This window comes from Cytophaga aurantiaca DSM 3654 (assembly GCF_000379725.1).
Taxonomy (GTDB): Bacteria; Bacteroidota; Bacteroidia; order Cytophagales; family Cytophagaceae; genus Cytophaga; species Cytophaga aurantiaca.
Genome location: NZ_KB903663.1, coordinates 68,380 through 81,310 on the forward strand (window position 1 = coordinate 68,380; position 12,931 = coordinate 81,310).

13 protein-coding genes are annotated in these 12,931 nt (G+C 37.0%); 2 read left to right on the forward strand and 11 right to left on the reverse strand.

Annotated features, from left to right (window positions below; translation table 11 throughout):
* Positions 1-5 precede the first annotated feature (5 nt).
* The 8 genes from era to A3EE_RS0116105 form a co-directional block, all read right to left on the reverse strand.
* Positions 6-902, reverse strand: coding sequence for a GTPase Era (gene era / locus A3EE_RS0116070; protein ID WP_018344467.1), 897 nt, complete (start codon positions 900-902; stop codon positions 6-8).
* 201 nt (positions 903-1,103) lie between these two features.
* Positions 1,104-1,409, reverse strand: coding sequence for a hypothetical protein (locus tag A3EE_RS0116075; protein ID WP_018344468.1), 306 nt, complete (start codon positions 1,407-1,409; stop codon positions 1,104-1,106).
* Complete coding sequence (locus A3EE_RS21905) at positions 1,406-1,861, reverse strand: hypothetical protein (RefSeq protein ID WP_342662005.1); 456 nt, start codon at positions 1,859-1,861, stop codon at positions 1,406-1,408. Before A3EE_RS21905 ends, A3EE_RS0116075 begins: the two co-directional genes overlap by 4 nt.
* 158 nt (positions 1,862-2,019) lie before the next feature.
* A complete protein-coding gene (locus A3EE_RS22005; protein ID WP_018344470.1) occupies positions 2,020-2,286 on the reverse strand; it encodes a hypothetical protein in 267 nt (88 codons plus the stop codon).
* 106 nt (positions 2,287-2,392) lie between these two features.
* Positions 2,393-2,821, reverse strand: coding sequence for a DUF2147 domain-containing protein (locus A3EE_RS0116090; protein ID WP_018344471.1), 429 nt, complete (start codon positions 2,819-2,821; stop codon positions 2,393-2,395).
* A gap of 131 nt (positions 2,822-2,952) precedes the next feature.
* Positions 2,953-3,270: a hypothetical protein gene (locus A3EE_RS0116095; protein WP_018344472.1), complete on the reverse strand. Its 318-nt coding sequence runs from the start codon at positions 3,268-3,270 to the stop codon at positions 2,953-2,955.
* Between the two features lie 24 nt (positions 3,271-3,294).
* Positions 3,295-4,260, reverse strand: coding sequence for a wax synthase family protein (locus A3EE_RS0116100; protein WP_018344473.1), 966 nt, complete (start codon positions 4,258-4,260; stop codon positions 3,295-3,297).
* Positions 4,251-4,679, reverse strand: coding sequence for a hypothetical protein (locus A3EE_RS0116105; protein WP_018344474.1), 429 nt, complete (start codon positions 4,677-4,679; stop codon positions 4,251-4,253). Before A3EE_RS0116105 ends, A3EE_RS0116100 begins: the two co-directional genes overlap by 10 nt.
* A 275-nt stretch (positions 4,680-4,954) precedes the next feature.
* Between A3EE_RS0116105 and hrpB the strand changes: the two genes are divergently transcribed.
* Together hrpB and A3EE_RS0116115 are read left to right on the forward strand one after the other, a co-directional pair.
* Positions 4,955-7,435, forward strand: a complete 2,481-nt coding sequence (gene hrpB / locus A3EE_RS0116110; protein ID WP_018344475.1) for an ATP-dependent helicase HrpB — start codon at positions 4,955-4,957, stop codon at positions 7,433-7,435.
* Positions 7,436-7,443: 8 nt separating this feature from the next.
* On the forward strand, positions 7,444-9,462 hold the full coding sequence (locus A3EE_RS0116115; RefSeq protein WP_018344476.1) for a hypothetical protein: 2,019 nt from the start codon (positions 7,444-7,446) through the stop codon (positions 9,460-9,462).
* Positions 9,463-9,521: 59 nt separating this feature from the next.
* Here A3EE_RS0116115 and A3EE_RS0116120 read toward each other — a convergent pair whose 3' ends face one another.
* The 3 genes from A3EE_RS0116120 to A3EE_RS0116130 all read right to left on the reverse strand — a co-directional run bounded on the left by A3EE_RS0116120 (position 9,522) and on the right by A3EE_RS0116130 (position 12,926).
* Positions 9,522-10,052, reverse strand: coding sequence for an inorganic diphosphatase (locus A3EE_RS0116120; protein ID WP_018344477.1), 531 nt, complete (start codon positions 10,050-10,052; stop codon positions 9,522-9,524).
* A gap of 88 nt (positions 10,053-10,140) precedes the next feature.
* Positions 10,141-10,956: an SDR family oxidoreductase gene (locus A3EE_RS0116125; RefSeq protein WP_018344478.1), complete on the reverse strand. Its 816-nt coding sequence runs from the start codon at positions 10,954-10,956 to the stop codon at positions 10,141-10,143.
* A gap of 2 nt (positions 10,957-10,958) precedes the next feature.
* Positions 10,959-12,926: a DUF3857 domain-containing protein gene (locus tag A3EE_RS0116130; RefSeq protein WP_018344479.1), complete on the reverse strand. Its 1,968-nt coding sequence runs from the start codon at positions 12,924-12,926 to the stop codon at positions 10,959-10,961.
* Between the last annotated feature and the right edge of the window lie 5 nt (positions 12,927-12,931).

The following is a 12,931-nucleotide window of genomic DNA, read 5'->3' on the forward strand; positions in this document are numbered from 1 at the left end:
TCTGATTAATCTAATTTATACCCAAACTGACGCAAGTAAAATTCTTTACTTCTCCAGTCTGGCTCTACTTTTACAAATGTTTCTAGGAAAACTTTTTTGCCGAAGAATTCTTCCATGGATTTACGGGCCTGGGTCGCCGTACGTTTCAAGGCCTCACCACCTTGTCCAATCACAATTCCTTTTTGAGATTCGCGCTCTACAATAATTACTGCTTGTATGCGCAACAAATCTTTCTGGTCTTTGAAAGATTCTATAAGTACTTCCGAACTATACGGAATTTCTTTGCTGTAATTTTTAAATATTTTTTCTCTGAAGATCTCTGAAGCGAAGAAACGTTCAGGTTTATCTGTCAGTTCATCTTTATCGTAAAATGGTGGATGCTCCTGCAAATGCGACAACACCCATTTCAATACCATATCCGAATTGAAGTTTTTCAATGCTGAAACGGCTAAGATGGAATCTGCTTTCGGAAATTCAAGTTTCCATTTTTCAATCAAGGCATCAATTTCTTCCTGCGTTGAAAGATCTATTTTGTTCAAGACCAATAATACCGGTACTTCTACATTGCCCAAACGCTGCAATACCAGCGAATGGTCTTCCGGATCTTTTACATCCAGCACCCACAAAATCATATCTGCGTCTTCCAGGGAGAAGTCTACAAAACGCATCATGGATTTCTGAAGTTCGTATTTAGGCTCTATAACACCTGGAGTGTCAGAGTAAACAATTTGAAAATCAGGATCGTTGATGATACCCATTACCCGGTGACGTGTGGTCTGGGCTTTAGGCGTAATAATAGATAAGCGCTCCCCTACCAGACAATTCATCAAGGTCGATTTGCCGGCATTTGGTCTGCCAACAATGCTGACAAAACCCGCTTTATGTGTTTTTGTGTTCTCCATTTGTGTTTGTAATCCACAAAGGTACAAAAAAGATTTGGCTTCAGCGTTAACTTATTAGGTTTGAATATGATATAATATGAGGGTTTTCCTACATGGAAGAGGTTTTAAGTAGTATGTTTTAAGTTTTAAGAATGCTTCGCTAACCTACCTTAGAGTTGGCGAAGAGCTCTAAGGATAAGAAGAGTAGATCAGAGAACCTCTTCAGTACTTTCCCGGCGAATCTCTGTTATAGAAACGCAATATCATTTTCCCGAAAATAAAAAACATCGCCATTACAAGCACAGCTGCTAATAACATTCCGTTTTTCAAAATAGCTGCTAAGCCGTATTGAATCTGAATTAATACCAAACTTATGACAAACTGAATAAACGCATACACAATGTTTCCCGCCGGACTGAAGCCAAAAGGACCAAGGAATTTTGTTTTGGTTATTCCCAATATAAAATGCGGCATAGCATTGGCCAGAAATAACCCGATGAAGAAATCGATGATGAATTCGTCGCTCATTTTATCTTAACTATTTTTTCTTTGTGTGAAATAAACATTACGTTGGGCATTAGAAATGCAAAACATTCTGCACCCTGTATAATTTCTTTCAGCCAGTTACTTTCAAGCTTCGTTATTTTTAATGGTTTAATTTCATTAAGCTTAAATTTTAATTCTATATGACCAACTGCATACACACCTGCTTCCGGCTGTGCAGCAATGGCAGCATCCTGATTACAGATCAGTTCGATTAATTTTGTCTTATCAGAACTTATTACATTAAATGCTGAAGGAATATTCCAGGAATCTGCAAGCGTTACTTCCGTATGTAAATCAGGTGCATTACTGCAACCCGATTGTATTTCTGTTATGATACGTTGTTCTTCAGTAATGTGTTTAAAACTATGTGGTAAATGCGTCTGCAAAACACTGCTGGCGATTCTACTGCCTAATGCATATGTGCGCTCATTCATGCAGTTTTTGATAAAAAATATTGCCGGTTGTTGTATTCCGAAATCATGTATATTTTCTACATAAAACCGCCAGTTGCTTTGAACCGGAGATGCGAACATTTTTTTAAACCGATTAAAAAATGATGGACGAAAATTTCCATGTTTGTAAGTAAGAACGGTCAATAGTACGTTTCCTGAGTACGTTTGTAATTTAACTTCTTTCGGAATAGGTGTCGGATCGCAGTCTCCGGTACCATCCAATTCAGGTATACAACATCGGTTATATCGCTGACTAATTCTAGTTGTGTAATTGGATAAAACAGCATACGTTTTACCTGAATAAAAAAAATATTATTCAGCAAGCGATTCAGAAATGCACCATGAACCGTTTTTCTTGGATAAATAAATGGATCGTGCTGAAATGTCTTCATTACACGAATGTACATATTTTAAAATGTTATTTTCCGTTCATCTTACCGACTAAGAATAGAGTGTTTATATTTTTTAAGAGAGCAATAAATTATTGCTAAAGAGACGCAATAAATTGCGTCTCTACTTTAGTCGCGTCCAGGTTTCAGTGCTGTATAGAAAGCCTATGTATCCGCGCATGCTTAATGTACCGTCATCGTTCAGCCACAATTTACCGGTATATGTTTTACCATCTCTGCAATCGTAAATTTTGCCTCCTGTATAATCTCCGTTATCGTAGGTAAAATTCAAAAAAGTAAGCGACCCCAACAACGGACTGTTCCGCTTGGATGCGTCCGGATTTTTGCTGTCTACTTTTGGTTTTCCTGTTGCCGGATCATTTGGTTCTGCAAGCCAGATGATCTTTCCATAATACGTGCCGCTGGCTGTTTTATAGATTTCTACATGCGCCTTTTTATCGGCAGAGAGCCATGTTCCCAGTATCTTGTCGGCTTGAGCAAATACGGATGTTGTTATACATATAAAGAATAGAATACTTAATAAACGTTTCATAGCTGTATGGTTTACGGTTTATTATAATATACAAAAAATACTGGTCTATTAATTAAACGTATAACAGATTATTTTGTTATAGCCATTATCAATTAAGGCCTATAGGCGGATTAAATTAAATATAAAATGTTTTATGCCGTAAATATTCTAATCAAAATCCAAATTAATACTACAGCAAAGAAACTGTTGAAAATATACGTATGGATCCGATGATATTTCATTAATCTTAACATCGTTCGCTTTTTCTCTTCATCTGTTATTTTATCATATATGTGTACTAACATTTTATAAGACTTTCTGCGAAATGGCTTTGGATCATAGAGTGCAAATGAATCTTTGTTTTTTACTCCCCAATAAAATAAAACAAAATTTCCTAAAAACCCCGCTGCAAAAAGGACGAGCATTAACGTTTCAATAAAAGGTAATATTTCAACAAGCTTACTATTCATTCAAATATTATTTTTTGCATTGGTTCAGAATACATTCAATATAAAATCACGTAAGGGCTCCACAACTTCAATAATAAATACGTGATGAAATAAAAGCGGCATCGGTAAGATCAACCAGGCAAATACCCATACATGTGAGGCAACAGCATTCGACACAATCAGCTTTACAAATGCTACTTTTCCTTCAGCATACATTGCCAATCCATGCAATACAAAATATAAAAAAGGCAATCCGTAGCCCATCTTCACAGGAAATGAAATTGCAATTTCATGCAGCATTCCGGATACAAGAAACGAAGCAATCATTGCGAGCGGAATTCCATATGATGTTTTCAAAGGTTTGTATACAACCATTGCAGTCATTTCAGAAAAGGCCATGTTCCAGCGTTTACCCCAGAATTCCTTCAAGGATGTTGCCTTGTATGGAGAACGGAATAATTCTTTTACATCCACGCCTGAAAAGCGCCAGGATGCTGTACTCAGATTTAATATTCCAAAGTGCAATATGAAACTTAAACCAACAAGCATAACAAGTTCATATAAAAAATAAATATGCGCATAATACTTTTGTAGATATACAGAAGCAATTAAAAGAAGTAGTCCAATTATAATTCTTGAAATTCCTTTTACTACGAAAGCTATCACTCCATCTAAAGGCTTTGCGGGAAATACTTCAAACAAATTCGGACGCATGCCAAACCAGCCCAGTGAAAACGCCAGCCATTGAAGAACATTCAATCCAGGTTTACCTCTATACGCTTCAACCATAACAATTACTTTCATCGAGACCAACTGCAACGTTGCGATTGCAATCATACGATAGGTTGGCGATTCGTTCGTTGTAAGTAGAATCGAAAAAACAGCCGTGCCGATTACAATTGTCCAGCCGACGATTCTGGCTGTTTGAAGGTTTTTTATATATGGTATAAGATATCCCGTATATAAGAGAAATATGGCCCACGCAATTAATATTCCTAAAATCAAATCCATGAGTTGTTATATAAGAATGCAAGAAAATAAACACCAGTAAATAAAATAAACAATCCTACTAAAGCAATTTCACCTAAAGTAAAAAACAACCCTTTTGGAGCATCGGTAGTATCAAAATAAAAGAACTGAATAGCTATACGCGTCAACCAATATACACTGATGAAAAGCGTAATGCATGAAGCGAGAAAAGAATGATTGAGCAATTCCTCCGTACCCCAAATAGATATTAAACCAAAACAGATATTAATAACTAAAATGTATGCTGCATAAGTCCAGAACATTTGTCGGATCAAGGGTTTAACCTTCGCCAGTTCTGAATTCCAGTTTAATACCTTGGGAATAATGGTGCTGCCAATGCCCAAAGCGAGATGCAGGATACCACAGATAAAAAGTAATGTATTTAAAATTGATATGCCCATTCAGTGGAATTATTTGTTCGATATAAATATAGCATATTTCAGATATTCATTATCAATATGGTTTACTTAAGGAATAAATCAAATGTTCTACAGATTACATTCATTCTAAAACCTCGTCCCCAGCCCTTCTCCTTCAGGAGAAGGGAGCGTTGCTTCGTAGTTAATTAAAATACACGTATTCAATCAGTGATTTAAGTAAAAGACATTGTATCCATTATTTAAAATCATTCATTTGATTCGTCCGTTAAATCCAAAACTTCCCTACCTTTACACCTATGAATCAATACCCGATTGCAGATATTGTTGATGAGATCAAAGCATCTTTGAATCTGCAAACAACTCTTATTTTACAGGCGCCTCCCGGTGCAGGGAAAAGTACCATCCTTCCCTTAGAGTTGTTGAAATCAGATTGGCTTGGAGACAACAAGATCATTCTTCTTGAACCCAGACGTATGGCTGCACGAAGTGTTGCGCAGCGTATGTCAGATCTTCTGGGGGAAGAAGTCGGAAAGACCGTTGGTTATCGCGTACGTTTTGATCAAAAAATTTCAGCACAAACACGTATTGAAGTTGTAACCGAAGGAATTTTAACACGACGCCTGCAGCAAGACAATATGCTTGAGGGCGTAGGCATGATTATTTTTGATGAATTCCACGAACGCAGTTTACACAGTGATCTGTCGTTGGCTTTATGTAGAGATCTTCAGCAAGTGTTACGTGAAGACCTGCGCATCTTAATTATGTCTGCAACTTTAGACGGAGAGCAATTATCTTCTATCTTAGACAATGCACCAATCATTACAAGCAAAGGCCGACAATATCCAATCGATGTTCGTTACACGGCCATTGATACCAATGCTCCTATCAGCGGCGAGATAACAAGCGTAATACATAAAATCGTAAAAGAAGAAACGGGCGACATACTGGTATTTTTGCCCGGTGTACGGGAGATCCAGCAAACAGCAGATGCACTAAATGAGCGATACAGCGATATTGCCATTCGTCCGTTATATGGTGAACTTAGTTTGAATGCACAACAGGATGCTATTAAACCTGATACACAACAGCGCCGAAAAATCGTACTCGCTACTTCCATTGCTGAAACAAGTTTAACAATCGAAGGCATACATATTGTCATTGACAGTGGTTTGGCACGTGTTCCGAAGTTTGATCCAAACAGCGGAATGACAAAATTGGAAACGGTGAAAGTTACACGTGACGCGGCAGATCAGCGGGCGGGTCGCGCAGGCAGACTTGGTCCAGGGATCGCTATCCGTTTGTGGTCGGAAGCAACACACAATTATCTGAAAGCGCAACGTGTGCCTGAAATTGTTGAAGCCGATCTTGCTCCGCTTGTGTTAGAACTTGCACAATGGGGTGTCAAAAATATTCAGTCAATGACCTGGATAACCCAACCACCAACAGGTTCGGTTGAACAAGCACGGACATTGCTTCAGGAATTACAAGCCTTGCAAGACAATGTAATCACCGATGAAGGAAAGGCATTGGCAAACTTACCTACACATCCGCGTACGGCGCATTTATTGCTTAAAGGAAAAGAAAATAATATCCTTCCGCTTGCCATTGATCTGGTGTGTATACTGGAAGAGCGCGATGCTTTAGGCAAACATGCTGGTGCAGACATTACATTGCGTGTTGATGCCTTACGTGCATGGCGTGCAGGCAAACGTTTCCAAGGCGACAAATTTATATTTGAACGCATTGAACGTTCTGTACAATCCTGGAGAAAGATATTTTCTCTTAAATCTTCTGAGTACGAATTTGATATTGATTCTATTGGTTTGCTCATTGCAGCAGCCTACCCCGAACGCATTGCAAAATTAGTAGACACAGCTTCTGCACGATATAGAATGGCGAATAGCCGTAATGTTCGTCTGCATGAAAACGATGTGTTGGTAAAAGAAGAATGGCTGGCTGTTGCGCATGCAGATGCCGGTGTTGGTGAAGGAAGAATTTATTGGGCTGCTCCCTTGAATCCATCTATGCTGACGGATCGTATGGAACAGCAGGTACGAATCCGTTGGGATGAAAGCAAAGGTATTTTGCTTCAGCAGGAAGATACCTGCATTGGCAGTCTGGTTGTCTCTTCAAAGTCCTTAAAAGATATTGATGAAACGCTTCGCTCCAACGCATTGTGTGATGCTGTACGCAAAGAAGGGTTTAAACTTTTTAACTGGGACGAAACCTGCGAGCAATGGCAGGCACGCATTCTGTCGTTAAAGCATTGGCGACCAATAGAGTCATGGCCGGATGTGAGTTTCGATGGATTGCTATCAACGATTGAAGAGTGGCTTCCGTTCTATTTAAAAAATGTTAAGCGCAGAGAAGACTTCAAAAAAATTCCATTGTCGGAAGTTTTAAATACCATACTTCCTTGGGAACAGTCGCAGATACTTGCTAAACTTGCACCTACACACATCGATGTTCCCAGTGGTTCTGCCATTACACTTGAATACAAAACAGATGCGAGCTCCCCGGTTTTATCTGTTCGCTTACAGGAGTTATTTGGTTTAACGGATACACCAACGGTGAATGAAGGAAAAACAAAAGTTATGATCCATTTACTTTCTCCGGGCTATAAGCCTGTGCAAGTAACACAGGATCTAAAAAGTTTTTGGGCAAATACCTATCCGGAAGTGCGCAAAGAACTGCGCATGCGTTATCCCAAACATTCGTGGCCGGAAGATCCATGGAACGCAGAGGCAGTGCGTGGTGTTAAAAGAAAAAACAGTTGATCGTATTCATGCGTCCCTTTATTACAATTATTATTTCAGTTGTCTTGAGCTTAATAGCAACCATTGCTTCTGCTCAAAACACGTGGCTATGGGCTGAATCCATTGACAGATCAAACACGTGGAACGACCCGTATTATAAGCCTTACAATACAGCCGACAAGTTACTTTCGTATCGTGACGACTCTGCCATTTATTGTACGGATTGCAGCCTTCCAAATTTATTATGGAAAGGTATTGAAGCAAATAAAATAGCAATTTATCAGCTTGACAAAAAAAGCAAATTAGGTGTACAAAAATTAAGTGCTGCAAAAACAAAATTACTTGCTCAAGTAACTGCAACAGGTTCTGTTGAAACCATGCAGGATCTATTACACATTTCTGAAATAGCAATTTATCGTCGCCCCGACACAAGCAATACAACACAACTTAACAAATTATCTATAGAATGGATCGCTTTAAAAATTCCGTTTATCAGAGATACCATTTCACTTTATTTAAAATCAACTGAATGCTTTACCTATTTAAAATCGAATGAATGTAAATGGGTACATCCATTAAATCATCAAACACGATTGAGTATCACAGATGCTCTTATTCAACGCAATTACATCATTCGCGATTTCACGATTGTATCTGCTCCAAATCTTAAAGTACTTCCCAATTATAAAAGCAACTTACCACCACTTGCACAAGCATTAAAGAAAAATGACACACACGATTCAACAGGGAGTCTGGATGTCAATAAAGATAATTTATTGATTCGATTGCAAGCAATCTACAGTGCAGATGTTATGTCTGATTATAACAGAGGATTTAACAAAGCGCATCTCGTAGAATTTATTTTACAACTTCATGCTGAAAATAAAATAAAAGGTTACACATATCATGAAGCAGGATATTTCACTCCCATGCAGACAAAGGATCTCAGAAATCATTTATTGGTTGAGACAATGGATGAAGAAGACATTACAATTAAAAGATTTCCTCCTACTGCTTTAACGCAATTGCATACGCTAAAAACTTATACAAAAATTTCAGCGTCGGATCGTATCACCAATGATTGGTTGATCTTTGGTCTGGATAAAGAAATCTCATCGACCTTTAATAACAGGTATGCAATTGCATTCAAATATGAAGATGTGTTAGCCGCTTTGTCCACAACAAATATAATGTGGTACAATGGAAAAAATGAAAAAGACAGCATGCGTTTAGATGAAGCCTTACGCAAACAATATATTGCATACAATGATATAACTACTTATTCTGTATATGGAGATATCATTATGTCATTTACAAATGATTTTTTTTATGAAATTAATTCTTATGGTGCTGTTGAAGTTTTTTTACAGGAATATGCGCACATCGTTTCAAGTGATTTTAAAAAATCACTTGAAAAAGTTTTGAAAAGAGAAACAGACACTTCAGTTGTAACATATCAATTGAAGTATGCTTTTACATCTTCAGACAATTCAGTACTTACAAAAAATACATTATTAACAGATGCACTTCTGGACGGAATCCGAACAAATAGTATACATGTATACAAAGATGAAAATCTTAGCCAATTAACAAACGCATCATTCGTTTTAAACAAGCTCGACAAAACGCGTTTCTATAGAACAGGCAATCGAAAAAAGGACAGTATTTATATCAGTAAGATTCCGGTTGAAGATCGCTTTATAAAAAGTTCGGATTTAAAAGAATTTACACTTAGCAGTAATTATACAACGATTAAGAAAAAATCAATCAATCAAGGTTTTGCTTTAGGTATCTTCATTCCCGCTGAATTAAATCCGCAGTATGAAACAGACACTTTGTGTTATGTTTCATTTACTGAGTTTGCGCTTTTCCTTCAAAAAAATAAAGCGTATAAAAAATTAAGTCAGCAGTTTAAATCTCTTTTAAACGAACGTACGATTCTAACTGTAAAGGACTTCTATGATATCCTTTTATACGATGTAGATGACAGAGATTCGGTGTTGCCGGATGATTTGCCGCTGTTTGTTAGAGAGCGGATTCACCCATAAAATAAAAAAGTCCCACGATAGCTATCGTGGGACTTTTCATTCAGTATATGTTACTGAAATTATTTTTTGAATGTAGTGTTGTACAATTCAATGCTTTCATTCACGATACGGAATGCTTCTTCTCTTCCTAAGAAATCTTCAACAACAACTTTTTTGTTTTCAAGTTTTTTGTAGTCTTCAAAGAAACGTTGAACTTCTAAAATTGTATGTGGAGGTAAATCTTTGATATCGTTGTAGTGGTTTACAGAAATATCATCTGCAGCTACAGCAATGATCTTATCATCACTTTCTCCGCCGTCCAACATACGCATTACACCAATTACTTTAGCATTTACAATACAGAAAGGAACAACTTCAACCTGTGAGATAACCAATACATCCAATGGATCTTTATCGCCACAGTATGTGCGAGGAATAAATCCGTAGTTAGCAGGATAATGTACAGATGAAAAAAGTACACGGTCCAAACGCAACAAACCAGATTCTTTATCTAATTCATATTTCGCTTTACTTCCGCTGGGAATTTCAATAATACATTGAACTATTGCTGGAGATTCTTCTCCAAAGGAAACGTCATGCCAAGGATTCATATTTTTCTACTATTATTAATATTGCAAATTACGAAAAAATATCACTTTTTGATACTATTCTTATTGCTTGATTACAAGGACATTGTCATCAATTGGGCATTTTATAATGTGAAGCAATGATTTTTTCGAACCATTTTTTCGGTACTAACCTTCTAACCAGAATGGAAAGTTTTTGCATGGGCTTTCCTACCAAATAATTCACATCCGGGTTTGAGCTCTTTATAATTTTTTCAATAGCTCTTCCCATTAATATCGGATCTGAAGAATGCGCAACCTCTGCATTGATCATTGCTTCAATCCGATTGATTTCGTTTGTGTATACAGAGCCGGAACGGCCTGCATGAGCAACTCTGCGATTTTCACTGATGCTTGTAGCAAAATCACCCGGATCAACCACACAGGCTTTTACACCATAGGGTTTCAATTCCATACGCATTGCTTCAGTAATCATGTGTACCGAGGCTTTGGTCGCGCTATAGATACCTCTATAAGGCAAGCCCATATACCCAGCTATAGAACTGATGTTGATGATCAAACCCGCTTTGCGTTCACGCATGTGAGGCAACACTGTCTGACAGGTACGCAAAATACCATATACATTCGTTTCAAAAATTTCTTTTGCCTCTTCTGCTGTACTGTCTTCAATGGAGCCCAGCATGCCGATGCCGGCATTGTTGATCAATACATCCAGCTTACCTTCTGCATCAATGATACTTTTTAGTGCCGGAGTTATTGTTGCTTCATCCAACACATCTAATGCTACCAACTTAAATGGAACATCATTTATATAACGCTGCGGATTTCTGCTTGTGCCATAGACGGTATACCCCTTTTCATGCAGATACAAACATATTGATTTCCCAATACCTGAACTTCCGCCAGTAACTAATACAACCTGATTCATACTTATTTTTTCTGAAGCAGAATAGTAACTTTATTAAAATCTGCAGCAGCATTCACAACACTTCTGTATTGTTCAAATTCTGAAAGCGGATAATGTATTTGAGAATAGAACTCTTCAATTGTAATGATAATTTTATTTCCTTCAATCTTATATTCTGAGTGGAATTTACACGTCACTACACCCTCTTTATTTTTCATTTCCTGAGAAATATTTAGTTTATCCAAATTGGCAAATGTATATCCTTCAGGAATGTTGATCACAATTGTACGAGCGTATGCACGATTGTAATCACACTCTACAGGCTGCTTTCTTTCTTTCTCCTGATATAACTGAGACTGCTCGCCAATTACTTTACCAACGTTGAAGATGTATTTATCACCAGCGCTTTCCAATAAAGAAGAAGACTCCATTTTAAAATTCAATACTACAGGAGTAAAAAATGTACATTGATCTCTATCCGTACCTGTCGCTTCTCCACTAATCATCTGTGCATCTTCAATCGTGCCTTCAGACAATTGTTTCAATACTTTATTTTTATCTTCATCACTTATCAGATCATAAAATTCTGATATTGGATTTCCTGAGTAACCACCTAATGAACGCGACAAATCAATCAATACATTGTCTTCATCCATTTTGAATGTAAGCGTAACATTCAAGTTGTCATATGTTTCTTTGTACGAATTTTCAGGAATGTATTTTACTTCCGAAACGCCTGATCTGATTTCACCAATAACAACCGGCTTAATGAACAAACCATAATTATCTAACCACTCATATGGAATCATCGGATATCTCATGCCTACTTCGCCTGGTGCTAAAAACTTTTCTGTTTCAGGGAAATAATATGCATAGTGTGATAAGTAATCCCATGAATCAAAAGCTTGATCAAATGGAAGCTTCATACGATCAGATGTAACTACAAGCTCATATTTTATTTTAGCCAGTTCAAAAATCTTATTGTACAAAATTACTATACCTCTTTCACTCGCTTGCTTGCCTTTCAATATAGACGACAGTGTACTAAACTGAGATCCGCTTGCTTCAACAAGTACATAATGGTTTTTAACGTATTTTTCAATAGCTTTAATTTTTGATTCTCCATCAGGCAAGGCTGCTAATCCCATGGTATTAATTAATTTTAATACCGCTTTATCAGACTTGGTATCTACAGGATGTGTATTTGCATAAATATTTTTAGCAACTTCAGCGTAAGAGAATAATCTGGATTTACCATCATTGCTGTATTTATTATATGACAATCTATACTCCACACGCATTCTGTTTCTTGCATTGTTTGCAAACATTTCTTCTAACAATACTGGCGCCGATGCATGACTTACTGTTAAATAATTTTTCTCATCGTATGTTGTGTCTTTCAGTGCAGGAAATCCATTAAAGGATTTTGTCTCAAATACTAAATTATCCGGACAGATAATTTTGAATGTAATATCTTTATTTAGGTTTTCGAATTGAAAGTATTCTCTTCCGTAAAGTTCGGGCGTACATCTAAGTATATATACATATTCGATTTCAGAACCTACTTCAACGCCTTCAATAGCAAATATTTTATACCCTTGATTTTTTTCAAGATCACCGATTTCTTTAATATTATCTTTATTCAGCTCAGTGATTTTCCCAGCCTTGTTTATAGATCTTACCTGCAGCTGTACTACATCTATAACGCCATACATAGAAATATATACTTTGTTATTATCGTTTACAGCAGCATCATTGTTAACCCGAATGATCTTATGAATAACATACAGCATTTCCAATTTACTTTCATCATTGTATGCGTATTCTAAAATTCGCACATCTTTAATGCGAACGGTATTCTCTGCTTCTTCTTCAGCAGTCAATGTATGTCTTACAGGTTTTTCTTCCCAAGAGTAGTCGTCGTTTTCAAAATTACCAAATGATAAAAGTGAAATAAAAAAGAACGAGAGGATTACAAAATACTTCTTCATTTGGC